Origin of the sequence: Pseudomonas sp. PvP001, assembly GCF_040546375.1 — a bacterium.
GTDB classification, from domain to species: domain Bacteria; phylum Pseudomonadota; class Gammaproteobacteria; order Pseudomonadales; family Pseudomonadaceae; genus Aquipseudomonas; species Aquipseudomonas coleopterorum.
Genome location: NZ_JBEPNQ010000001.1, coordinates 1045999 through 1068916 on the forward strand (window position 1 = coordinate 1045999; position 22918 = coordinate 1068916).

Below are 22918 nucleotides of genomic sequence, written 5' to 3' on the forward strand. Positions count from 1 at the left end.
TAGTGAGGGCCTCTTCGCGGGCAGAGCCCGCTCCCACATTAGTGTGCGTACGCCGGACCATTGTGGGAGCGGGCTCTGCCCGCGAAGAGGCCAGCAAGACCTACCTACAACCTGCCAATCTCTACCCGATCCCCATTCAAGCGCACAGGCCAGACCCTGACATGCTGATCCGGCGCTTCCAGGCAGCGCCCGTCGCTGAAGCAGTAATGCTGCTTGTACAGCGGCGCCGCCACCACCAACTCCCCTTGCAGGTACCCGACGATTCCGCGGCCCAGTACGTTGGCGCCCGAGCGCGGGTCGTGGTTGTCGATGGCGTGCAGCACCCTGCCCTCGCCTGCTTCGGGCAGGTAGAACAATGCGATCTGGTCGCCGTCCAGCCACACCACCACACCGGAATTGGCGATCAGGTCCGACCGCTCGCACACTGCTTGCCAGGTCATCGCCTGCACAGCTTCGAATGCCTGCATCACACCACCTCCTCGACCACCGGAATCAACGTCACGACATCGCCCGCATGGGCGGGGCGGCGCTGGCCGCGTTCCTTGACGAATTGCACGCCAGGGTCCGCGCGTTTGTCATTGACGAAGGTGCGGAAGCGCTTGAGCTTTTCCGGATCCTTCAGGGCGTTGGCCCATTCGCATTCATAGTGATCGACCACCCGCTGCATCTGCGCTTCGAGTTCGGCGCCCACGCCCAGGCTGTCTTCCAGGACCACCTGCTTGAGGAATTCCAGGCCGCCTTCCAGATTCTCGCGCCACACCGAGGTGCGCTGCAGCTTGTCGGCGGTGCGGATGTAGAACATCAGCACACGGTCGATGTAGCGGATCAGTTGCTCGTCGTCCAGGTCGGTGGCGAACAGCTCGGCGTGACGCGGCCGCATGCCACCGTTGCCGCAGACGTACAGGTTCCAGCCCTTTTCCGTAGCGATCACGCCGATGTCCTTGCTCTGCGCCTCGGCGCACTCGCGGGTGCAGCCCGATACCGCGAACTTGAGCTTGTGCGGCGAGCGCAGGCCCTTGTAGCGGTCCTCGATGCGCAGGGCCATGGCCACGCTGTCTTGCACGCCGTAGCGACACCAGGTGCTGCCCACGCAGGACTTCACGGTGCGGGTCGACTTGCCGTAGGCATGCCCGGTTTCGAAGCCCGCTTCGATCAGCTCACTCCAGATCTCCGGCAGTTCGTGCAACTGCGCGCCGAACAGGTCGATGCGCTGGCCACCGGTGATCTTGGTGTAGAGGTCGTATTTCTTCGCCACCACGCCGATGGCGATGAGCTTGTCCGGGGTGATCTCACCGCCGGGAATGCGCGGCACCACCGAGTAGGTGCCGTTCTTCTGCATGTTGGCCATGAAGGTGTCGTTGGTGTCCTGCAGCGGCACCAGCGAAGGGTCCATGATCGGCTGGTTCCAGCACGAGGCGAGGATGTTGCCGACGGTGGGTTTGCACACGTCGCAGCCCACCGCGCCGCGTCCGTGGCGGGCGAGCATGTCCTCGAAGCTGGCGATGCCTTCGACACGGGCCAGCGCGTACAGCTCGGCGCGGGTGTAGGCGAAGTGCTCGCACAGGCTCTTGTCGACCGTCACGCCACGGGCCGTCAGTTCATGCTCGAAGACCTGCTTGAGCAGCGCCGCGCAGCCGCCGCAGCCGGTGCAGGCCTTGGTCTGCGACTTGAGCGCCGAGAGGTCGCCGCAACCGCCGTCGATGGCGGAACAGATCGCCCCTTTGCTGACGTTGTGGCAGGAGCAGATCATGGCCGTGTCGGGCAATGCATCGGCGCCGAGAACCGGTGCGCCGTCGGACAGCGGCAGGATCAACGTCGACGGGTCGGCCGGCAAGGCGATGCCGTTCTGCGCGTATTGCAGCAGGGTGTCGTAGTAGCTGTTGTCGCCGACCAGCACGGCGCCGAGAACCCGTTTGCCGCTGGCGTCCACCACCAGGCGCCGGTAGCTGGCGTTGGCTTCATCGATGAAACGGTAGCTCTTGGCGCCCGGCGTGCTGGCATGGGCGTCGCCGATGGAACCCACGTCGACCCCGAGCAGCTTGAGCTTGGTGGACATGTCGGCGCCGCTGAACGCCACCGGTGCCTCCCCGGCCAATTCGCAGGCGACGTTGCGGGCCATGCTGTAACCGGGCGCTACCAGACCGAAGATGCTGCCGTTCCAGGAGGCGCACTCGCCAATCGCATACACCGCCGGGTCGCTGGTGCGACAGTGCGGGTCGATGACGATACCGCCACGGGCGGCGATCTCCAGCCCGCTGGCGCGGCCCAATGCGTCTTGAGGGCGGATACCGGCCGAGAACACGATCAGGTCGGTTTCCAGACACTCGCCGCCGTCGAAATTCATCCGATAGCGATGGGTCTCGCCGGCCTCCACGTTCTGCGTGGCGCGCGAGGTGTGCACGCCGACCCCCAGGGCTTCGATACGCGCGCGCAGTGCTGCGCCCCCTTCGGCGTCCAGCTGCACCGGCATCAGCCGCGGGGCGAACTCGACCACGTGCGCTTCCAGCCCCAGCGACTTCAAGGCGTTGGCCGCTTCCAGGCCCAGCAGCCCGCCGCCGACCACCACACCACGGCGCGCCCCGGCTGCCGCGGCGCGGATCGCGTCCAGATCATCCAGGGTACGGTAAACCAGTCGCGCGTTGCCCTCACAGCCTGGAATCGGCGGCACGAACGGGAACGAACCGGTGGCCAGCACCAGCACGTCGTAGGCATGCCGCCCGTTGGCGGTGACCACTTCGCGGGCCTGACGGTCGATCTCGATCACCGGCTGGCCCAGGTGCAGGGTGACGCCGTGCCTGCCGTACAACTGGGCGTCGCCCAGGGCCAGGGTTTCGGCGCACGAACCGCCGAAGTATTCGGACAGGTGCACCCGGTCATACGCCCGCTGGCGCTCTTCGCCGAAGACGTGGATCTCGTAGCGATCGACCGCGCTGCGCTCGATCAACTGCTCGACACAGTGATGCCCCACCATGCCGTTGCCGACGACGATGAGTTTCTGCCGGGGCTTGAGGTTCACGAGCGCGTTCATGGGTATCTCCTGGCACGTTGCGGTGTCTTGACCACCGGGCAAAAAAAAAACGCCTGGAGCGAATGCTCCAGGCGCCTTTGCCTGATCGTCGAAATGAGGGTGTCCGGTGGGGTGATCGTCGTTGAGCACCTGGGACTTGTCAGGGTGGAAGCAGGTTGCGTGCCAGGGTTTGTCTGGGGAGTGTCAGTTGGGGCCTCTTCGCGGGCAGAGCCCGCTCCCACACTGAGATCACGCTGACGGCTCTTGTGGGAGCGGGCTCTGCCCGCGAAGAGGCCCACCTGATCCAAAGACCCATGACAGTGCACACCGCACCCTTTCAGTACACATCCCGCACATAACGCCGGTCCCGGCTCAACTGGGCCAGGTAAGCCTCGGCCTCCACCGTGCTCATGGCGCCGTGTTCCGCCACCACGTCGCGCAGCACTGCGTCGACATCCTTGGCCATGCGGCTGGCATCACCGCAGACATAGAAATGCCCGCCCTGCTGCAACCATTGCCACACCTGGGCGCCCTGCTGGCGCAGGCGGTCCTGGACGTAGATCTTTTCCGCCTGGTCACGGGAGAACGCCGTATCCAGCCGGTGCAGATGCCCGCTGCGCAGCCAGGCGTGCAGTTCGTCGCGGTAGTAGAAGTCACTGTGTTCGCGTTGCTCGCCGAACAACAGCCAGTTGCGCCCGTGATGACCCAGCGCCTGGCGCTCGTGAAGGAAGGCGCGAAACGGCGCGATGCCGGTGCCCGGACCGACCATGATCATCGGCGTATCGGCCTGGCTGGGCACGCGGAACTGACGGGTCTTTTGAACGAAGATCGGCACCAGCGCCGCTGCCGAGCGATCGGCCAGGAAGCCCGAGCAGACGCCACTGCGCACGCGCTCGTTGCACTGGTAACGCACGGTCGACAAGGTGATGTGCACCTGATGCGGGTCGGTGCGGGCGCTGGAGCTGATGGAGTACAGCCGCGGCTGCAAGGGCTTGAGCAGGCCGAGCAGTTCCTGGGTGGTCAGCGTCACCGGAAAGGCTTCGAGCAGATCAATCAGTTGCCGACCCCACAACCACTGCTGCAGTTGGCCAGCATTGTCCGGTTCGAGCAACGAGGCCAACAGCGGATCGGCGCAGCGCTCGCCCAGGAATGCCAGCCACTGCGGCGTGATGCGCGTGATGTCCAGATGCTTGTGCAACGCCACTGCCAGCGGCTGCTCGCCGTGCCCCTTGAGCAGTACCCGCTCGCTGCTGTCCAGGCCGAGGCAGGCCAGCAGTTCCTCGACCAGGCTCATGCAGTTGCTCGGCCATACGCCAAGGGCATCGCCCGCTTCATAGACCAGGCCGCTGTCCTTCAAGTCGAACACCACATGGCGCACTTCCTTCTCGGTGCCAGCGGCGTTGAGTACCTGATTGTACAGGACCCGCGCCAGCCAGGGTCGCTGACGGGTATACAACGCAGCTTCTGCCGCAACCGAACCGGCCACCGATTCAGCCACTGAACTGGATGCGGGTCCGGCAAGCAGCAGACTGGCGGCCTGTATCCAGCGCTCGGCAGGTGCCTGATCGTCAGGCTCGCACTCGACGCGTTCGAGCAGACGCTCGCCGCCCAATTGGGTCAGGCGCTCGTCCAGCTTGCGGGCGAAGCCGCAGAACTGCGCGTAACTGGAGTCGCCAAGTGCCAGCACGGCATAGCGCAGGTCTTCACGCGGCTCGGCCTGCGTGGCCTGCAACTGGGCCCACAGGCGCGCGGCATTGTCCGGTGCATCGCCATCGCCGAAGGTGCTGGTGATCAGCAACAGGTCACGGCCGGCGAGCAACTCGGCCGGGGTGATCTCGTGCAGGCCACGCAGAGCGACCGATGCGCCACGCTCGCGCAGGGTCTGCGCGCAGCGTTCGGCGATGGCCTGCGCGGTGCCGGTCTGCGAAGCCCAGAGCACCTGGATGGCCGCCTGCCCGTCGCTTGCCGCGACAGCCTCAGGCACGTCGGCATCGAGGTTCTGCAGGGCGATTTTCGGCGAGCCGACGCGTTGCAGCGCCACGGCGGCGAACTTGAACGCCGGCTGGTGCGACAGCGGATCGGTGGCGTCGCTGGTCACGGCATTGACGGCCAGATCGCTGCCATACACGTCGTTCCAGTGAAACGGCGCGAAGCAATTGCCCGGCCGTACCCGGTCGCTGATACGGGCCGGTAATACCGCATGGCCGCGCCGCGAGCGAACCTGCACCTGATCGGCCTCGCCGATGCCCAGACGCTCGGCGTCGTCGGGATGGAGTTCGATGAACGGCCCAGGGTCGAGCCGGTTCAAGGTGGCGACCTTGCCGGTCTTGGTCAGGGTGTGCCACTGATGCTGCAAGCGACCGGTGTTGAGCACCATTGCGAACTCGGCGTCGGGAAGATCGGCGGCTGGCAGGTGCGGACGGGCGAAGAACCGCGCACGACCGCTTGCGGTGGGAAAGCGCACGCCTGCCTCGGTGAGGTAGCGAATCGGGCTGCGCGCCCCCTCCTGTCCTGGCAGCGCGGGCCATTGGCGCGGCTGCTGGCGCAGTTGCGCGTAGCTGGCGCCGCGGATGTCGTAACCGCTCTGCGGGTTGTCGAAGCGTTGCAGCTCTTGATAGACCTGCTCGGCGCTGGTGTAGTCGAAGCCCTCGGCGAAGCCCATGGCGCAGGCGATCCTGGCGATGATCTGCCAGTCCGGCAGGGCTTGCCCCGGTGCGTCGACAGCCTTGCGCATCAGGGTCATGTTGCGCTCGGAGTTGATCATCACCCCTTCGGCCTCGGCCCACAACGCGGCGGGCAGCAGCACGTCGGCATAGCGGTTGGTCTCGGTGTCGAGAAAGGCATCCTGGGTGATCACCAGCTCTGCGGCCTGCAGGCCATCGATGACCTGCTGGCGATTGGCGACACTGGCCACCGGGTTGGTGCAGATGATCCAGCATGCCTTGATCGCGCCCTCGCCCATCTGCCGAAACAGGTCGACGGTGCCGGCGTTGCCTTCTTCACGCAAGCTGCCGGGGGCAATGCCCCAGAGTGTTTCGACGTGGGCCCGATCGGCCGCCACCAGCAGCGAACGCTGGCCCGGCAGGCCTGGGCCCATGTAGCCCATTTCGCGCCCGCCCATCGCGTTGGGCTGGCCGGTCAGGGAGAACGGTCCGCTGCCCGGACGGCAGAGGGCGCCGGTGGCCAGGTGCAGGTTGCACAGCGCGTTGGTGTTCCACGTGCCGTGGATGCTCTGGTTCAGCCCCATGGTCCAGCAACTCATCCAGTTGGCCGCGCCACCGATCCACTGCGCCGCCTGACGGATCGCCTGTTCGTCGAGGCCGGTGATCTCGGCGACTCGGGTTGGCGTGTAATCGGCCAGAAAAGCCGGCATGTCCTCCCAGCCTTCGGTGTGCGCGGCGATGAACGCCGGGTCGGTCGCGCCGTTGGCGTGCAGCAGGTGCAGCAGACCGTTGAGCAGCGCCAGGTCGGTGCCCGGCTCGATCTGCAGGAACAGGTCGGCCTTGTCGGCAGTGGCGTTGCGCCGTGGGTCGACGACGATCAGTCTGGCGCCAGCCTTGAGGCGATCGAGCAGGCGCAGGAACAGGATTGGATGACAGTCGGCCATGTTCGCGCCGATCACCAGAAACACCTCGGCCTGATCGAAATCATCGTACGAGCCGGGCGGGCCATCGGCACCCAACGACAGCTTGTAGCCACTGCCGGCGCTGGCCATGCACAGCCGCGAATTGGATTCGATATGCCGCGTGCGCACGTAGCCCTTGGCAAGCTTGTTGACCAGGTACTGGGCTTCCAGCGACATCTGCCCGGAGACGTAGAAGGCCAGGGCATCGGGGCCATGCTCATCGAGGATCTGCCGCAGGCGGCTGCCGGCTGCGGCGATGGCGGCATCCATGTTCGACTGTACCGGCTCGTGGTCACGGTTCTCGCGCAGGTAGGCGTGCTGCATGCGCCCCGGATCGCTGAGCGGCTGGGCGCAGGTGCTGCCCTTGGTGCACAGGCGTCCGGCGTTGGCCGGATGCAGCTTGTCGCCGCTGACCTTGACCACGCGGCCGCTCTCGACAGTCATGACGATACCGCAGCCGACGCCGCAGTAGGGGCACACGCTACGCACTGAAGTGGCGGTCATCGACCCTCCTCGCTGCTGACGGCAAAAACAAAAACGGCGCCAGCTGCCTGCGCTCATCAGAGCGGGCAGCACGGCACCGTTGTCGTGTGGGAGGCAATCGGCATCGATTGCATTGTGTAGTGCGCAGGCTTGCAATCCATGCGCCACAATCATCCGGACCGCAGCGAAGAACGGAAGCAGCCGGTCGCAGGTGCGGCGTATCGACCGTGACCTGCACCCTTTATGTGCGTCGCGCACCACAGGCTGGCACCGATGCGACGGGCGTCTGCGCGTTATGAAAAGATTGCCGGGACTAGACTAAAGGCCAGTTGCCATCACTGGGTTTTTCAGGCATAAAGCCGCGCTTATCACAAGGACCGTGCCCATGCGCTTGCTCATTCGAGGCGTGATGATCGTGCTGGTGGCTGCGCTGTTGGCCGTCGCCGTCATCGCCTACTACATCGCCTACCCCAACCTGCCGGCCTACAGCCCTGCCCGCGACCTGCACTACCTGCAGGACTGGAGCGACGCCGACCGCGACACCTACTACTTCACCCCCCAGGGGACCCAGGTCAAGGGCCTGCACTACGACTGGTTCGTCAACCTGGAACAGCCGTTTTCCACGCAACGCTTCGCAGCGCCGGAAAACCTCGGCCGTTTCGGCTTCCTGATCGAACCGGGCCACGCGCAGAATACGCACGACTTGCCCATAGGCTTCACCCGGCATCCCAGCGAAAACGGCGACACGCAGTTTCTCGACATCAGCTGCGCCGCGTGCCACACCGGTGAGTTGCGCTTCAACGGCACGGCGCTGCGGGTAGACGGCGGCACCGCGCAGCACGTGCTGCCCGCCACGGTGCCGACCCTGCGCGGCGGCGATTTCGGCCAGGCGCTGGCGGCGAGCATGGCGGCCACCTACTACAACCCCTGGAAGTTCGAGCGCTTCGCCCTGGCGGTGCTCGGCGAGCAAGGCTACGAGGCCGGGCACGACGCCCTGCGCGCAGCGCTCAAGGCCTCGCTGAACAGCTTCCTGCACACCGCCTGGAACGACACCCATCGCGGCCTGTACCCCGTCCAGGAAGGGCCCGGCCGCGCGGATGCGTTTGGCCGCATCGCCAACGCCACCTTCGGCGACGCCATCAGTGCCGACAACTATCGCGTCGCCAACGCGCCGGTCGACTATCCACACTTGTGGGACATCTGGACGTTCGACTGGGTGCAGTGGAACGGTTCGGCCCAGCAGCCGATGGCGCGCAACATCGGTGAGGCGCTGGGCGTGGGCGCGACCCTGGAATTCTTCGACTCCCACGGCCAGCCCCTGATGGGCGACGAACGCTACCCCTCGAGCGTGCGGGTCATGGACCTGTACCGCATCGAACAAGCCGTGGAGCGTCTGCCCGCGCCGCAGTGGCCCGAAGCGGTGCTGGGCCAGGTCGATCTGACCCGTGCCGCCCAGGGCCGGCAGCTGTTCCAGGAAAACTGCGCGGCCTGCCACGTGCCCCCGGTGGACCACAGCGGACCGCGCCCCGTGGCCAAGCTGCAGATGCGCTCGGTCGACTACATGGGCACCGACCCTAGCGCTGCCAACAACATCGCCGATCATCGTTTCGATGTAAGCGCGCTGAACTGGGACGTGCAGGCCCTCAAGACCATGAACGTGCAGCTGGAAGATCCCAACGAGCCGCTCGACCTCAAGCACATTTCCGTGGCCAAGGCACTGGCCTACGTCACCGCCTTCGTCGAGGCGCGGGCCTACCGCCAGGCCGGCATCGGCCCGCAGGAACAGGCACGGCTGAACGGCTTCGGCATGGACATCGGCGTGCGTGAACTGCGCGCGTACAAGGCCCGCCCCCTGGCCGGCGTCTGGGCCACCCCGCCGTTCCTGCACAACGGTTCGGTGCCCAGCCTCTATCAACTGCTGTCGCCGCAAGACGAGCGCTCGGTCACCTTCTACCGTGGCAACCTGGAATACGACCCGGCGCACCTGGGTTACCGCAGCGAAGCCTTCCCCGGCGGTTTCCTCTACGACACGCGCCTGACCGGCAACGCCAACAGTGGCCATGAATTCCGCGACGGCCCGCTGGGGGCCGGGGTGATCGGTCGCCTGCTGCAGCCCGAGGAGCGCTGGGCGCTGCTCGAATACCTCAAGGTCCTGGGTGGGCCACTGGAGAAACGACTGCCATGATCAACCGTCCCTCGATCGATTCGACGCCGCCCGGCCCCATCGGCCGCTTCTGGCTGCGCCTGGGTACCTGGCTGTTCAAGACGGTGCTGGGACTGATCGTCCTGGGCCTGCTGGGTTGGTTGCTGGCCACGGTGTGGTACGCCTGGAAGTTCTCCGGGCCGGTCTCGGCCCAGGAGCAGATTCCCGCCGGCGAAGCGGCGATGACCCAGGACATCATCCAGACCGCCATCCGCATCGTCGACCAGCACCGCGAACCCACCCGCTACCTGCGCGACGCCCACGCCAAGGCGCATGGCTGCGTGCAGGCGCAGGTCAGCGTGGCCACCGATCTGGATCCGGCACTGCGCCAGGGTGTGTTCAGCGAACCGGGCAAGACCTGGCAAGCCTGGATGCGGCTGTCCAACGGCAACGCCTATCCGCAGTTCGACAACATGAAGGACGCACGCGGCATGGCCATCAAGCTGCTGGGCGTGCCCGGCGATCAGCTGTTGCCCAGCCAGCAGGGACGTGGCGAGCAGGATTTCGTCATGTTCAACCATGCCAACTTCTTCGTCAGCGACGTGGCCGAGTATCGCCAGAACGTGGCGGCTCAGGCCGACGGCAAGAAGGTGATGGCCTTTCTGCCAGGCTGGGACCCGCGCCAATGGCAGGTGCGGCACCTGTTCATCGCCCTGGCGACCTTGTCCGAAGCACCGCCCAGCCCGCTGCTGACCACCTACTTTTCCGTGTCGCCGTACAAGTTCGGCAACCTCAATGCCAAGTTCCGCGTCACCCCGGAAGCGGGAACGTGCCCGGCCTATACGCCACCGGCGCAGAACCGCGACGTACCCAACTTCCTGCGCTCGGCGTTGTACCAGCAACTGTCCACCGATCGTCAGCCAGCCTGCTTCGCCCTGCAGATCCAGACGCAGGACGCCACGCGCTACATGCCCATCGAAGACACCAGCGTGCAGTGGAAGGAAAGCGATGCGCCCTTCCAGACCGTGGCCCACATCCAGGTGCCGGCTCAGGATTTCGACACACCCGCGCAGAACCTGATGTGCGACAACCTCAGTTTCAGCCCCTGGCACGGGATCGAGGCGCATCGCCCCATCGGCGGCATCAACCGCCTGCGCAAGGCGGTGTACGAGGCGGTCAGCGCCTATCGACTGGAACGCAATGGCGTCAGGTGAGCACGGTCCTGGACCGCAACTCAGTTGCCGTTGCCCTGCAAGGCCGCCAGACGCGCCTTGATGCCAGCGGCGGTCTGCTCGCCCATCAATTGCTCGCGCAGCTTGCCCTGGTCATCGATGATGTAGGTGACCGGCAAACCCTGGCTGCGCGGCAGGGCGAAACGCGGCGCCGGGTCCTGGGCCAGTACCGGGAAATCGATCCCCAGCGTCTGGGCGGCGGCGCTCAATTCCTCACCCTGAAGGTTGTCGAAATTCACTCCGAGCACCCGCACGCCCTGCCCTTGCAGGCTCTGCGACAGCGCATTGAGTTCGGGAATCTCGCGGCGGCAGGGTCCGCACCACACCGCCCAGTAGTTGACCACCAGCCAGTGCTCGTCCAGCGTCTTGGCGCTGACCGGGTTGCCATGCTGATCAGGGCCGTAGTCACCCCCACAACCACCCAGCAGCGCGACCGCCAACAGCAGGCCCGCCAACGGTGCGAAGCGGGCCTTGATACGCCATTTCATGGATCTACCCTTCCTCATTCCTGCAGCTATGCGAAAAAGGCGACCGATCATCGCCACGTGGTTAGAATACCCGCCACTGGATGCCGGAGGCGACTTTTCCCATGACCGATCTGACCCTTTACCATAACCCGCGCTGCTCCAAATCCCGCGCGGCGTTGGAGCTTTTGCAAGCCCGTGGGCTCGAGCCCGTCATCGTGCGCTACCTGGAAACGCCTCCCGATGCCGCCACCCTGCACACGCTGCTGGGCAAGCTGGGCATCAGTGCCAGGGCACTGTTGCGCACCGGTGAAGAAGAATACAAAACCCTGGACCTGGCCGACGCCACCCTGGGCGAGGAACACCTGGTGCAAGCCATGGCCGCGCATCCCAAGCTGATCGAGCGGCCCATTCTGGTCAACGGCGAACGCGCGGTGATCGGCCGGCCACCGGAAAACGTACTGGAGATCATTGCGTGAACACACCCTACATCCTGGTGCTCTATTACAGCCGCCATGGCGCCACCGCCGAGATGGCCCGCCAGATCGCCCGCGGCGTCGAAGCCAGTGGGCTGGAAGCGCGCCTGCGCTGCGTGCCGGCGGTTTCGACCGAGTGCGAAGCCGTGGCACCGTCGATTCCCGAGCAGGGCGTGGTCTACGCCAGCCTCGACGACCTGAAGAACTGCGCCGGCCTGGCCCTGGGCAGCCCGACGCGCTTCGGCAACATGGCTGCGCCGCTCAAGTACTTCCTCGACGGCACCAGCAGCCTGTGGCTCAGCGGCGACCTGGTCGGCAAGCCGGCCGGGGTGTTCACGTCCACCGCCAGCCTGCACGGCGGTCAGGAAACCACCCTGTTGTCGATGCTCCTGCCCCTGCTGCACCATGGCATGCTCATCACCGGGTTGCCCTACAGCGAGTCGGCCCTGGTGGAAACCCGGGGCGGCGGCACCCCCTACGGCGCCAGCCATCATGCCGGTGCCGATGGCAAGCGCGTGCTCGACGAGCACGAGAAAACCCTGTGTCGGGCACTGGGCAAACGCCTGGGCCAGACCGCACAGCTGCTGAGCACTGCGCGTGGCTAAGTCCGATCGTAGAGTGCATCGCACGATGGCGGGCCACGCTTGAGCATCCACGCCTACACCAAGTACCCCGCCATGGCGTTCGGCGACGAGTCGCCGCTGGCCTGGATCAGCGAACACATCCGCGAGCACTATCAAGGCCATCGGCACACCTTCGTGGTGGCCATCGCCGGCAGCGTCGCCGTGGGCAAGAGCACCCTGTCCACGCTGCTCAAGGAACGGTTCGAGGGCTGGCCGGAAGCACCGCGGGTCGATGTGGTCAGCACCGATGGATTCCTGTATCCCAACCGGATCCTGGAAGCGCGTCAGCTGATGCCGCGCAAGGGCTTCCCGGAAAGCTACCGCACCGACGACCTGAAGGCGTTCCTGCATGATCTCAGGCAGGGCGTCCGTGGTTTGCAGGTCCCGGTCTATTCCCAGGCGATCAAGGACATCGACGAGCACTTCCACCTGATCGACCAGCCGGACATCCTGATTCTGGAGGGGCTGAACATCCTCCAGCTGGACCACGCCCACGACTTCTCCATCTACCTGGATGCCCCTACCGCCGACATTCGTCACTGGTACATGGAACGCTTCATGAGCCTGACCACTCTATCGGGCGACGCTGCACAGGCGCGCGCCGACTATTTGTGGGAAGAGGTCAACCTGAAGAACCTCACGGAAAACATCCTGGTGACCCGCGATCGGGCGCAGATGGTTCTGCACAAGGCACCGGACCACCGCATCGACGAGGTCTGGCTGCGCGAAGGCGACCTGCCCGTGCATTCATCCAGCAGTTGAGGACACCGGTTCCATGCAAGACTACAAGTGGCTGAACGAGTACTGCCTTAATCGCTTCGGCTCGCAGAAAGCGCTGGAGGCACGTCTGCCGACGGCCAAGTCGCCGGCGCAACTGCGCAAGATCAGCGCCGACCGCTACCTCTCGACCATGGCCCTGCGGGTCTTTCGGGCGGGCCTCAAGCACAGCCTGGTCGACTCCAAGTGGCCTGCCTTCGAAGAGGTGTTCTTCGGCTTCGACCCGGAGAAGATCGTGCTCATGGGCGCCGAGCGCCTGGAACGGCTGATGCAGGACACCCGCATCATTCGCCATTTCGGCAAGCTCAAGAGCGTCCCGCGCAACGCGCAGATGATTCTCGACGTGGCCATGGAGCATGGCAGCTTCGGTGATTTCATCGCCGACTGGCCGGTGGAAGACATCACCGGCTTGTGGCAGTACATCGCCAAGCACGGCAACCAGATGGGTGGGCTGTCGGCGCCGCGCTTCCTGCGCATGATCGGCAAGGACACCTTCATTCCCAGCTGGGACGTGGTGGCCGCGCTGAATGCCCAGGAGATCGTCGACAAGGTGCCCAGTTCCAAGCGCGATCAGGCGGCCGTGCAGGCCGCATTCAACCAGTGGCATGCCGAAAGCGGCCGGCCGATGTGTCAGCTGTCGGCGATGCTGGCCTTTACCGTGAACCACTGATCCCTCTGCGCCTCGCGGGGCCCGCTTGGCGGCCCTGCCCGGCTACTACTCCGTACATCCCTGCTTGCAACTGCCCTCGCGCCGTATCGATCGAAACGGCAAATCTCGTCTACGCTTGATTTCCAGGGGCCTGACAGCCCTGAGCATGCCTGCGGCCGACGCGCTCGACGTCAAAATGTCATGCGTGTCCCCTACGTTGGCTCGGGTATTGCTGATCCTGATCAATCCAATCGTCGACACTCCCCTCGTTTCGATAGGCGCCCATAGGAGCACCGGATGAAAAAGCTTTTCCTGGCCACACTGTTAGGTTCGAGCATCGCGTTGTGCAACCTGGCTTCGGCCGCGGATACCGATCTGCAAACCCTGGAAGCCGCGGCCAAGACCGAAGGCACGGTCAACAGCGTCGGCATGCCCGATGCCTGGGCCAACTGGAAGGGTACCTGGGAAGACCTGGCCAACAAGTACGGCCTCAAGCACATGGACACCGACATGAGCTCGGCCCAGGAAGTGGCCAAGTTCGCCGCCGAGAAGGACAACGCCAGCGCCGATATCGGCGATGTCGGTGCAGCGTTCGGCCCCATTGCCACCAAACAGGGCGTGACCCAGCCGTACAAGCCTTCCACCTGGGCGCAGATTCCCGACTGGGCCAAGGACGCCGATGGCCACTGGATGCTGGCCTACACCGGCACCATCGCGTTCATCATCAACAAGCAACTGGTCAAAGCCGAAGACGCGCCCAAAAGCTGGGCGGATCTGAAGAACGGCAAGTACAAGGTAGCGATCGGCGACGTCAGCACTGCAGCCCAGGCGGCCAACGGGGTGCTCGCGGCGGCGATCGCGTTCAAGGGTGACGAAAGCAACCTGGCCCCTGGCCTGCAGTTGTTCACCGAGCTGGCGAAACAGAAGCGCCTGTCGCTGGCCAACCCGACCATCCAGACCCTGGAAAAAGGCGAGATCGAGGTGGGCGTGGTCTGGGACTTCAATGGCCTGAGCTATCGCGATCAGATCGATCCGAAACGCTTTGACGTGTTGATTCCTTCGGATGGCTCGGTGATTTCCGGCTACACCACGATCATCAACAAGTACGCCAAGCACCCGAACGCCGCCAAGCTGGCGCGTGAGTACATCCTCAGCGATGCCGGCCAGATCAACCTGGCGCGCGGCTATGCACGGCCGATCCGCGCCGACCACATCAAGCTGCCGGAAGATGTCGCGGCCAAGCTGCTGCCGGCCGAGCAGTACCGCAACGTCACCCCGATCAAGAACCCGGACGTCTGGGAAGCCAGCGCCAAGGCCCTGCCCCAACAGTGGCAGGAACAGGTCATCTTCGAGATGCAGTGATTGCCTGCGGTGCATCAGGTAGGGCCCCTTCGCGGGCAGAGACCCGCTCCCACAGGAGCAGGAGCGTCAATTCCTGTGGGAGCGGGGCGGGCGGCTGAGCCCTCTGCCCGCGAAGAATCCACCACCAATCCCCCTGACACCCCGCCCCTCGGAGCCCTCCAGCAGTGACCACCCCCACCCGCGGCAGAACCCTGGCCCTCCCACAGGAGCAGAAGCGTCAATCCTTGTGGGAGCGGGTCTCTGCCCGCGAAGGGCCCACCACCAACCCCCTGACACCCCGCAACCCCGGAGCCCTCCAGCAGTGACCACCCCCACCCGCGGCAGAACCCTGGCCCTGCTCCTGCTGGCGCCCTTCGCCCTGTTCTTCATCGTCTTCCAGATCGCCCCCCTCGCCTGGGTGGCCATCCACAGCGTGCAGACCGACGCCGGCTGGAGCCTGGACAATTTCAGCAAGGCTTTCGGCTCGCGGTTCTACCGCCAGGCCATCCAGTTCAGCCTGGAAATCAGCTTCTGGTCGAGCCTGTTCGGCATCGTCATCGCCGTCATCGGTGCCTACTCCCTGCGCCGGGTCGACTCGCGGCTGCGGGATTTCGTCAGCGCCTTCGCCAACATGACCAGCAACTTCTCCGGCGTGCCGCTGGCCTTCGCCTTCATCATCCTGCTGGGCTTCAACGGCGCGATCACCCTGGCGCTCAAGCAGAGCGGCCTGATCGACGATTTCAATCTCTACTCCAAGACCGGCCTGATCATCACCTACACCTATTTCCAGATCCCGCTGGGCGTCCTGCTGCTCTACCCCGCCTTCGACGCCCTGCGCGAAGACTGGCGCGAGTCCGCCGCGCTGCTCGGCGCCAACGGCTGGGCCTACTGGCGCTACATCGGCCTGCCGGTGCTGACCCCGGCGCTGCTGGGCACCTTCGTCATCCTCCTGGCCAATGCCCTGGGCGCATACGCCACGGTGTACGCCCTGACCACCGGCAATTTCAACGTGCTGCCGATCCGCATCGCCGCCATGGTGGCCGGCGACATCAGCCTGGACCCCAACCTGGCCAGCGCCCTGGCGATGATTCTGGTGGGGCTGATGACCCTGGTCACCCTGGTCCATCAATGGCTACTGCGCAGGAGCTACCATGTCGCGCGCTGAACACAAGGCCCCCGGCCTCTACCACAGAATCGTGGTGTGGCTGCTGTTCCTGATCCTGCTGCTGCCCTTGGCCGGCACCCTGCTGTATTCGTTGGCCACCAGCTGGTCGGCGTCGATCCTGCCCAGCGGCCTGACCTTCAAGTGGTACCTGCAACTGTGGGGCGACCCGCGGTTCCTGCAGGCCTTCGGCCAGTCGCTGGTGGTCTGCGTGGGCGCGCTGGTGCTGTCGGTGCTGCTGATCCTGCCGCTGCTGTTCGCCGTGCACTACCACTTCCCCAGGCTGGATGCGCTGATGAACATCCTCATCCTGCTGCCCTTCGCCGTGCCGCCGGTAGTGTCGTCCGTGGGCCTGTTGAACCTGTACGGCTCGGGCCCGCTGGCCATGGTCGGCACGCCGTGGATCCTGATCGGCTGCTACTTCACCGTGGCCCTGCCCTTCATGTACCGAGCCATCACCAACAATCTGCAGGCGATCAACCTGCGCGACCTGATGGACGCTGCCCAGTTGCTCGGCGCCAGCACCTTCCAGGCAGCGTTTCTGGTGGTGCTGCCCAACCTGCGCAAGGGCCTGATGATCGCCCTGCTGCTGTCGTTCTCGTTCCTATTCGGCGAGTTCGTTTTCGCCAACCTGCTGGTCGGCACCCGCTACGAAACCCTGCAGGTTTATTTGAACAACATGCGCAACAGCAGCGGCCACTTCAGCAGCGCGCTGGTGATTTCCTATTTCTTCTTCGTGTTGCTGCTCACCTGGGGTGCGAACCGCTTGAACAAGGACAAAGACTGATATGAGCTTCGTCAGCGTCGAAAGACTGGATAAGCGCTACGGCAACACCGAAGTCTTCAGCGATATCGGCTTCACCATCGAACGGGGTGAATTCATCACCCTGCTCGGGCCGTCCGGTTGTGGCAAGTCGACCCTGCTGCGGGCGATCGCCGGACTGACGCCGATCAACGGCGGGCGCATCCTGCTCGATGGCCAGGACCTTGCCCCGCTCGGTCCGCAGAAGCGCGACATCGGCATGGTTTTCCAGAGCTATGCGCTGTTTCCCAACATGAACGTGGAACAGAACGTCGCGTTCGGCTTGCGCATGCAGAAGGTCAAGGGCGCCGAAAACACCCGCCGCGTGGCCGAGGTGCTGGCGCTGGTGGAACTGGACGAGTTCGCCAAGCGTTACCCCCATCAATTGTCCGGCGGGCAATGCCAGCGAGTGGCGCTGGCCCGCTCGCTGGTCACCCGGCCGCGTCTGCTGCTGCTCGACGAGCCCCTGTCGGCGCTGGATGCACGCATCCGCAAGCACCTGCGCGAACAGATCCGGCAGATCCAGCGCGAACTCGGGCTGACCACGATTTTCGTCACCCACGATCAGGAAGAGGCGCTGACCATGAGCGACCGCATCTTCCTGATGAACAAGGGCCGCATCGTCCAGAGCGGCGACGCGCAGAGCCTGTACACGGCACCGGCGGACGCCTTCGCCGCCGGTTTCATCGGCAACTACAACCTGCTTGATGCTGCCCAGGCCAGTGCCCTGTTGCAGCGACCTATCCATACCCGGGTGGCGATTCGTCCGGAAGCCATCGAGCTGGGTTCGAGCGGCTCGCTGGAGGGTGAAATCCGCAGCCACAGCCTGCTGGGTAACGTGATCCGCTACCGCGTGCAGGCCCATGGCGTACTGCTGGTGGTGGATGTGCTCAACCGCACCGCCGCCGACCTGCTGCCCGACGGCCAGCGGGTGTCCCTGACGATTGGGCCGGACGCACTTTGTGCGGTAGCCTGAGCACCTTTCCAAGGGAGGTTTCATATGGCTCTAGCGATTTTCGATCTCGACGAAACCCTGATCCACGGCGACTGCTCTTCACTCTGGAGCGAGCAGATGGGTCGCCTGGGCTGGGTCGACCCCGAGTCCTTCATGCAACGCGACCAGGAGTTGATGCAGGCCTACAGCGAGGGTCGGCTGGCCATGGAAGACTACATGGCGTTCAGCCTGGAGCCGATGCTCGGGCGCTCGCCTGAGGAGGTCGAACACCTGGTCGGGCCCTGGGTCGAGGACTTCATCGAGCCGATCATTTTCAGCGACGCCACCCGCACCATCGCCGCACACCGTGCAGCCGGCGATCGCATTCTGATAATTTCCGCTTCCGGCGTTCATCTGGTTCAGCCCATTGCCGAGCGCCTGGGTGTCGACGACGTGCTGGCGATCGACCTGGAACTCAACCACGGCAGCTACAGTGGCAATACGGTCGGCGTATTGACCTACCGCGAGGGCAAGATCAAGCGCCTGCGCGAATGGATGCACGACGAGGGCGAAACCCTGGAAGGCGCCAGCTTCTATTCGGACTCTCGCAACGACCTGCCGCTGCTGCTGGAAGTGCCCTTCCCCCATGCGGTCAATCCCGACCCGGTACTGCGCGAGCACGCCGAAAAGGCCGGCTGGCCGATTCATCACTGGCGTTGATGATTACTGGCGTTGATGGTTGCGCAGATAAACCTCTTCGCCCATGGCGGCGATCTGCCCTTCGATGAGTGCGTCGAAGGGCTTGAGCAGCGCCTGGAACGAGGCCGGTGCTTCGAGTACCTCCAGAGCCTGGGTGATGGCCTCCAGGGTCGACAGCGCGCCCGGACCCGGTGCCTTGCGCAGCCGATAACGCGAGGGCTCGGCAGCGGCCAGCTGAACCCTGGGCAGGTCGGCGAGCAGCGGGTTGAGGTGCAGCAGTTTGCGCGCCTTGCGCCAGGTGCCGTCGGGCACCACCAGCAACCGCGACTGAGCCTCTGGCGCGTAGGCACTCAAGGCTTCACTGCGCTCGTCGGGAAACAACAGGCAGGGCTGATAGCCTGGCTGCGCCAGCCACCGGGCCAGGTCAGTGAAGATTTCGCCGACCCTGATCTCGCAGTTCTGCAGTCCAAGCGCGGCCAGGCGCGCCGTATTCAGCGCGTGATTCACCTCGCTGGGATGCTGCAGGATCAGCACCCGCGTTCGGCTGGGCAGGTTCGGGATCAACGCGCAGAGGCACAGGGCCTGAGGACGTTGGCAGCGAGGGCATTGAGGTCTGGACATACGCAATTGTGCCATGAGGCCGCGCGGCGGCAATACCGGGTCGAACGCGCGCGCGCGAAAAAGTCGCGCACCGGGCCGCTAAACCTTTGTACCCCGGTGGCCGATCCGCTCTAATGTGAGCCCCACTGTCCCAGGACCCTGCCGCAATGAAATACTGCTGCGCATTACTTTTCAGCTTGCTGTCCCTTACCGCCCAGGCCACGGAAGTTGGCGAACGGCTGGCCCCCTGGACCCTGCTCGATCAGTTCCAACAACCCTACTCGCTCAGCGACGAGACCCAACTGATCATCGTCGCGCGCAGCATGGCCGCCGCCCAGTTGATGGGTACGGCCATGGAAAAACGGCCCAAGGACTTTCTCGACTCGCGGCACGCGGCGTACATCGCCGATATCCAGTACATGCCGTCGGTGGCCAAGTGGATCGCCATTCCGGGCATGAAGAAACTCAACTATCGCATTCTGCTGGACCAGGAAGGCCGCGTCGCACCGCGCTACGACGGCGACCGCGAAACCGTGCAGTGGCTGGAGCTCAAGGACGGTGTCGTGGTGGACATCAAGACCTTCAGCGATTCGCAGCAACTGGCCAGCGCGCTGTCCGCACGCTGAGCCAACGGCGATTATACCGGTCGGAACGGGACCTTGAAGCTGACGCGCAAGCCATCTTCGGTACTGTCGAAGTGCAAGGTACAGCCGCAACGCTGGGCGATCGCCTGAACGATGGCCAGGCCCAGCCCGCAACCGGTGCTGGAACGGCTGCGCCAGAAGCGCTGGGTCAGGTGTTCCAGGTCTTGCGCGGCGATGCCAGGGCCGAAGTCGCGGACCGTGAAGCACACGCAGCCAGGCTCCGTGGCCAGCGTTAGCCAGACCGGCGCCTGATCAGGGCTATGCCGTAGCGCGTTGTCGATCAGGTTGCGCAGTGCCTGTACCGCCAGGGTCGATGGCATGCCCAGGGCTATTGAGGGCAGCCGCGGGGGGACGTGCAATTCGACCCGCCAGCGTTCCTCCGGGCGAGCGTCGCCGATGGCCAGGCGCGCCACCTGTTCGGCGCTGCACGGTGCGCCATCGTCGAACGACAGGCTGCCTTCGACCCTTGCCAGCAAGAGCAATTGTTCAAGGGTGCGCTGCAGGCGGTCGGCGCCCTCCTCGGCATGGCCCAGCGCCTGTTCGTGGGCGAGCCCGGCCGTCATGCGGGCCACCTGCAGGTGGGTCTTGATCGCGGTCAAGGGACTGCGCAGTTCATGGGCCGCATCACCGGTCAGCTGCCGTTCCCGTTCCAGGGTACGGCCAATGCGCAGGAACAGCTGGTTCTGGGTTTCCAGCAGCGGTTGCAACTCACTGGGCAGCGACTTCAGCGCCAGGGGTTCAAGGGCATCGACGTCGCGCTTGCGCAGCGCCTCGCACATGCGATTGAGGGGCGCCAGGCCTTTGCCGATGCCCAGCCAGAGCATCGCGATGCTGCCCAGCAGGGCCATCAGTACCGGTGCGGAAGCGGCGAGTAGTACCGAACGGTTCAATGCCTCGCGTTCCAGCTCGCGGTCTGCGGTGGTGATCCGCACATCGTCCCGAGCCAGGGTGAAACTGCGCCAGTGTTCACCATCGATCTCCTGATCGTGGAAGCCGGTGCGCTGGTCGTCCAGCACCTGATCGGCATTGCCATGGCTGCGGGCGAGGATTTCCCCACGCAGCGAGCTGACCTGGCAGGCGATGCCATCCGGGATGCTCCATTGATCGGCACTGAAGCGGGTGCCCTCGCCCTGCGCGGACAACGGTTGCGGCAGCCGATCGACCAGGCCGGCGACCATGCGCGCCGACGCCACCAGGCGCTGGTCGAGAGAGAACATCATCTGGCTGCGCAAGTCGCGGAACATCCAGGTCGCGGCCAGCGCCCAGATCAGCACGAAGGCCGTGCCCAGAATCAGACTCAAGCGCAGGCGCAGGCTCATTGCGGCCCCTGCGCTGCGGCCTGGGCCGGCCCCAAGCGATAGCCCAGGCCGCGGACGGTTTCGACGATGCCGTTGCCCAGCTTGCGCCGCAGATGGTGGATGTGAACGTTCAACGCATTGCTTTCCACTTCGTCGCTGAAGCCATAGACACTGTCCTTGAGCTGCTCGCCCGAGAGCACGCGGCCTCGGTTCTGCAGCAGGGCGTACAACAGCGCCTGCTCGCGACGGGACAGGTCGACGGCCTGGCCGGCCAGCCAGGTCTGGCGGGTGCTGGGGTCATGTTGCAAAGGGCCGTGTTCGATCATGTTCAGGGTCCGCCCGGCCACTCGGCGCTGCAGGGTGTGCAGGCGCGCGCACAGTTCACGCAGGTCGAAGGGTTTGAGCAAGTAGTCGTCGGCGCCGGCCTGCAGACCGGCAACCCGATCGCTGACGCTGTCGCGGGCGGTCAACACCAGCACCGGCAGCGCCTCGCCCTTATGGCGCAACCGTTGCAGCAGCTTGATGCCATCCTCGTCGGGCAGCCCAAGATCCAGCACCATCACATCGAAGCTGGCGGCCTGCAGCATGGCCTGGGCGGCAGAAGCCGTGGCCACTCGATCGACGTTCAGACCCTGGGCATTGAGCCCGGCAACGATGCCGCTGGCGATCAGGTCATCGTCTTCGCAAAGCAATACGTGCATGACAGCGCTCGAAGGATAAATGCCCACGGTGACAGGCCGTGATTAACACAACATTATGCGCCCAAACGCCCGTGACGACGGGCATCGGCCGCAAAAAACGCGGCGCGGTGTGTCTGTCGGAACCGGACCGATCATGCAGGTTGGGTTAACCATCGGTTAACCTTGATACCGCCATACTTGCCGGATCACTTCAAGAGACCCCTGCCAATGCTCAGCCTTTCCGTGGGGCCATTCGCGCTTTCCCTGCATCACCTGCTGATACTGCTGGCCTTGGGCCTGGCCAGCGTCGTGGGTTGGCAGATGTCGCGGCGCGGGTTGGGCAGCAATCCCGAAGTGCTGATCTTTCGCCTGTTCCTGCTGGGCCTGGTGGTGGCGCGCGTCGCTTTCGTGATGCGGTACTGGGCGCAGTACCGTGCCGATCCGTGGCAGATTCCCGATATCCGCGATGGCGGCTTCCTGCTATGGCCGGGGCTTGCGGTGAGCGGCGTGACGGCGCTGGTGTATGCCTGGCGGCGCCCACTGGCGCGTGTCACCTTGGGCACAAGCCTGGTCAGCGGCCTGACGTTCTGGGCCGTCACCAGTCTGGCCAGCCAGTGGTACCTGCAGGAACGCCACGCGCAATTGCCCGACGTCACCCTGCACACTGCAGCAGGTGAGCCTGTGGCGCTGCGCAGTTACGCAGGGCAGCCGCTGGTGATCAATCTCTGGGCCAGCTGGTGCCCGCCTTGCAGACGGGAAATGCCAGTGCTGCTGGACATGCAGAAACGCCATCCGCAGGTCCGTTTCCTGTTCGTCAACCACGGCGAAACCGCACAGATCGTCGCAAGCTTTGCGGGAACCATGGGGCTGGATCTGCAACAGGTGGCATTCGACAGCCAGGGCGATCTGGGCCGCGCATTGGGTTCCGTCGCGCTGCCAACCACGCTGTTCTACAGCGCCGACGGCAAGCTGCTGGGCAGCCATCTGGGCGAGCTGTCGACTGCCAGCCTGAACCACGCGCTGGAAGCCTTCGAAAACCAGTAACCGCCGACGCCCCCCTGTAGCAGCGGCGCAAGCCGCGTCGGCGGTAAACGCGATATGCCTGAAAGACCGCGATAAACCCGGACGCGGCTCGCGCCCCCCTGTAGCAGCGGCGCAAGCCGCGTCGGCGGTGAACGCGATATGCCTGAAAGACCGCAATAAACCCGGACGCGGCTCGCGCCGCTGCTACAGAGACCGCATGCCCCTGTAGCAGCGGCGCAAGCCGCGTCGGCGGTCG

General features: G+C 65.0%; 20 protein-coding genes. 13 read left to right on the top strand and 7 right to left on the bottom strand.

Annotated elements, in window-relative coordinates; all coding sequences use genetic code 11:
* Positions 1–104 precede the first annotated feature (104 nt).
* The 3 genes from nirD to ABMD26_RS04755 all read right to left on the bottom strand — a co-directional run bounded on the left by nirD (position 105) and on the right by ABMD26_RS04755 (position 7136).
* Positions 105–467: a nitrite reductase small subunit NirD gene (gene nirD, locus ABMD26_RS04745; protein ID WP_192000083.1), complete on the bottom strand. Its 363-nt coding sequence runs from the start codon at positions 465–467 to the stop codon at positions 105–107.
* A complete protein-coding gene (gene nirB / locus ABMD26_RS04750) occupies positions 467–3028 on the bottom strand; it encodes a nitrite reductase large subunit NirB (RefSeq protein ID WP_134721527.1) in 2562 nt (853 codons plus the stop codon). Before nirB ends, nirD begins: the two co-directional genes overlap by 1 nt.
* 316 nt (positions 3029–3344) lie before the next feature.
* On the bottom strand, positions 3345–7136 hold the full coding sequence (locus ABMD26_RS04755; protein WP_354308411.1) for a bifunctional nitrate reductase/sulfite reductase flavoprotein subunit alpha: 3792 nt from the start codon (positions 7134–7136) through the stop codon (positions 3345–3347).
* Positions 7137–7500: 364 nt separating this feature from the next.
* Between ABMD26_RS04755 and ABMD26_RS04760 the strand changes: the two genes are divergently transcribed.
* Together ABMD26_RS04760 and ABMD26_RS04765 are read left to right on the top strand one after the other, a co-directional pair.
* Entirely contained in the window at positions 7501–9300 is a 1800-nt protein-coding gene (locus tag ABMD26_RS04760; RefSeq protein ID WP_354308413.1) for a di-heme-cytochrome C peroxidase, read from the top strand.
* Positions 9297–10472 (top strand): catalase family protein, encoded by a 1176-nt coding sequence (locus ABMD26_RS04765; protein WP_134721530.1) that lies wholly within the window; start codon positions 9297–9299, stop codon positions 10470–10472. Before ABMD26_RS04760 ends, ABMD26_RS04765 begins: the two co-directional genes overlap by 4 nt.
* 20 nt (positions 10473–10492) lie before the next feature.
* On the opposite strand, the gene ABMD26_RS04770 is transcribed toward ABMD26_RS04765, so the two are convergent.
* A complete protein-coding gene (locus tag ABMD26_RS04770) occupies positions 10493–10978 on the bottom strand; it encodes a TlpA disulfide reductase family protein (protein WP_354308415.1) in 486 nt (161 codons plus the stop codon).
* 101 nt (positions 10979–11079) lie between these two features.
* Here ABMD26_RS04770 and arsC point away from each other — a divergent pair, with 101 nt between their 5' ends.
* From arsC to ABMD26_RS04815, 9 genes are all read left to right on the top strand, one after another.
* A complete protein-coding gene (gene arsC, locus ABMD26_RS04775) occupies positions 11080–11433 on the top strand; it encodes an arsenate reductase (glutaredoxin) (protein WP_049861061.1) in 354 nt (117 codons plus the stop codon).
* Entirely contained in the window at positions 11430–12035 is a 606-nt protein-coding gene (wrbA, locus tag ABMD26_RS04780; RefSeq protein WP_354308416.1) for an NAD(P)H:quinone oxidoreductase, read from the top strand. The genes arsC and wrbA overlap by 4 nt, the downstream gene beginning before the upstream one ends.
* A gap of 39 nt (positions 12036–12074) precedes the next feature.
* The gene (locus ABMD26_RS04785) at positions 12075–12815 is read left to right on the top strand and encodes a type I pantothenate kinase (RefSeq protein WP_354308418.1); all 741 of its coding nucleotides are present in this window, start codon (positions 12075–12077) and stop codon (positions 12813–12815) included.
* A gap of 13 nt (positions 12816–12828) precedes the next feature.
* Entirely contained in the window at positions 12829–13500 is a 672-nt protein-coding gene (locus ABMD26_RS04790; protein ID WP_043187466.1) for a DNA-3-methyladenine glycosylase I, read from the top strand.
* A gap of 276 nt (positions 13501–13776) precedes the next feature.
* Positions 13777–14841: an ABC transporter substrate-binding protein gene (locus tag ABMD26_RS04795; protein WP_192065473.1), complete on the top strand. Its 1065-nt coding sequence runs from the start codon at positions 13777–13779 to the stop codon at positions 14839–14841.
* Between the two features lie 301 nt (positions 14842–15142).
* On the top strand, positions 15143–15985 hold the full coding sequence (locus tag ABMD26_RS04800) for an ABC transporter permease (RefSeq protein ID WP_354308421.1): 843 nt from the start codon (positions 15143–15145) through the stop codon (positions 15983–15985).
* Entirely contained in the window at positions 15972–16769 is a 798-nt protein-coding gene (locus ABMD26_RS04805) for an ABC transporter permease (protein WP_354308423.1), read from the top strand. Before ABMD26_RS04800 ends, ABMD26_RS04805 begins: the two co-directional genes overlap by 14 nt.
* Position 16770: 1 nt before the next feature.
* On the top strand, positions 16771–17760 hold the full coding sequence (locus tag ABMD26_RS04810) for an ABC transporter ATP-binding protein (RefSeq protein ID WP_320522163.1): 990 nt from the start codon (positions 16771–16773) through the stop codon (positions 17758–17760).
* A 24-nt stretch (positions 17761–17784) separates the two neighbouring features.
* A complete protein-coding gene (locus tag ABMD26_RS04815) occupies positions 17785–18438 on the top strand; it encodes an HAD family hydrolase (protein WP_056843276.1) in 654 nt (217 codons plus the stop codon).
* A 3-nt stretch (positions 18439–18441) separates the two neighbouring features.
* On the opposite strand, the gene ABMD26_RS04820 is transcribed toward ABMD26_RS04815, so the two are convergent.
* Entirely contained in the window at positions 18442–19038 is a 597-nt protein-coding gene (locus ABMD26_RS04820; protein WP_320522161.1) for a tRNA-uridine aminocarboxypropyltransferase, read from the bottom strand.
* A 146-nt stretch (positions 19039–19184) separates the two neighbouring features.
* Here ABMD26_RS04820 and ABMD26_RS04825 point away from each other — a divergent pair, with 146 nt between their 5' ends.
* The gene (locus ABMD26_RS04825; protein WP_134721536.1) at positions 19185–19643 is read left to right on the top strand and encodes a hypothetical protein; all 459 of its coding nucleotides are present in this window, start codon (positions 19185–19187) and stop codon (positions 19641–19643) included.
* 11 nt (positions 19644–19654) lie between these two features.
* On the opposite strand, the gene ABMD26_RS04830 is transcribed toward ABMD26_RS04825, so the two are convergent.
* Positions 19655–20980: an ATP-binding protein gene (locus tag ABMD26_RS04830; RefSeq protein WP_320522160.1), complete on the bottom strand. Its 1326-nt coding sequence runs from the start codon at positions 20978–20980 to the stop codon at positions 19655–19657.
* A complete protein-coding gene (locus ABMD26_RS04835; protein WP_320522159.1) occupies positions 20977–21660 on the bottom strand; it encodes a response regulator in 684 nt (227 codons plus the stop codon). Before ABMD26_RS04835 ends, ABMD26_RS04830 begins: the two co-directional genes overlap by 4 nt.
* 207 nt (positions 21661–21867) lie before the next feature.
* On the opposite strand from ABMD26_RS04835, the gene ABMD26_RS04840 reads away from it, so the two are divergent.
* Entirely contained in the window at positions 21868–22683 is an 816-nt protein-coding gene (locus ABMD26_RS04840; protein WP_354308427.1) for a prolipoprotein diacylglyceryl transferase family protein, read from the top strand.
* The last annotated feature ends 235 nt before the right edge of the window (positions 22684–22918 follow it).

What these genes read in the sequence shown, in the direction of transcription:
- ABMD26_RS04830 (WP_320522160.1), bottom strand. Translation starts at nt 20,980, where the DNA reads ATGAGCCTGCGCCTGCGCTTGAGTCTGATTCTGGGCACGGCCTTCGTG.
- ABMD26_RS04760 (WP_354308413.1), top strand. Translation starts at nt 7,501, where the DNA reads ATGCGCTTGCTCATTCGAGGCGTGATGATCGTGCTGGTGGCTGCGCTG.
- ABMD26_RS04810 (WP_320522163.1), top strand. Translation starts at nt 16,771, where the DNA reads ATGAGCTTCGTCAGCGTCGAAAGACTGGATAAGCGCTACGGCAACACC.
- ABMD26_RS04795 (WP_192065473.1), top strand. Translation starts at nt 13,777, where the DNA reads ATGAAAAAGCTTTTCCTGGCCACACTGTTAGGTTCGAGCATCGCGTTG.
- ABMD26_RS04825 (WP_134721536.1), top strand. Translation starts at nt 19,185, where the DNA reads ATGAAATACTGCTGCGCATTACTTTTCAGCTTGCTGTCCCTTACCGCC.
- ABMD26_RS04820 (WP_320522161.1), bottom strand. Translation starts at nt 19,038, where the DNA reads ATGTCCAGACCTCAATGCCCTCGCTGCCAACGTCCTCAGGCCCTGTGC.
- arsC (WP_049861061.1), top strand. Translation starts at nt 11,080, where the DNA reads ATGACCGATCTGACCCTTTACCATAACCCGCGCTGCTCCAAATCCCGC.
- ABMD26_RS04835 (WP_320522159.1), bottom strand. Translation starts at nt 21,660, where the DNA reads ATGCACGTATTGCTTTGCGAAGACGATGACCTGATCGCCAGCGGCATC.
- ABMD26_RS04770 (WP_354308415.1), bottom strand. Translation starts at nt 10,978, where the DNA reads ATGAAATGGCGTATCAAGGCCCGCTTCGCACCGTTGGCGGGCCTGCTG.
- ABMD26_RS04755 (WP_354308411.1), bottom strand. Translation starts at nt 7,136, where the DNA reads ATGACCGCCACTTCAGTGCGTAGCGTGTGCCCCTACTGCGGCGTCGGC.
- nirD (WP_192000083.1), bottom strand. Translation starts at nt 467, where the DNA reads ATGCAGGCATTCGAAGCTGTGCAGGCGATGACCTGGCAAGCAGTGTGC.
- ABMD26_RS04790 (WP_043187466.1), top strand. Translation starts at nt 12,829, where the DNA reads ATGCAAGACTACAAGTGGCTGAACGAGTACTGCCTTAATCGCTTCGGC.
- ABMD26_RS04805 (WP_354308423.1), top strand. Translation starts at nt 15,972, where the DNA reads ATGTCGCGCGCTGAACACAAGGCCCCCGGCCTCTACCACAGAATCGTG.
- ABMD26_RS04765 (WP_134721530.1), top strand. Translation starts at nt 9,297, where the DNA reads ATGATCAACCGTCCCTCGATCGATTCGACGCCGCCCGGCCCCATCGGC.
- ABMD26_RS04815 (WP_056843276.1), top strand. Translation starts at nt 17,785, where the DNA reads ATGGCTCTAGCGATTTTCGATCTCGACGAAACCCTGATCCACGGCGAC.
- nirB (WP_134721527.1), bottom strand. Translation starts at nt 3,028, where the DNA reads ATGAACGCGCTCGTGAACCTCAAGCCCCGGCAGAAACTCATCGTCGTC.
- ABMD26_RS04840 (WP_354308427.1), top strand. Translation starts at nt 21,868, where the DNA reads ATGCTCAGCCTTTCCGTGGGGCCATTCGCGCTTTCCCTGCATCACCTG.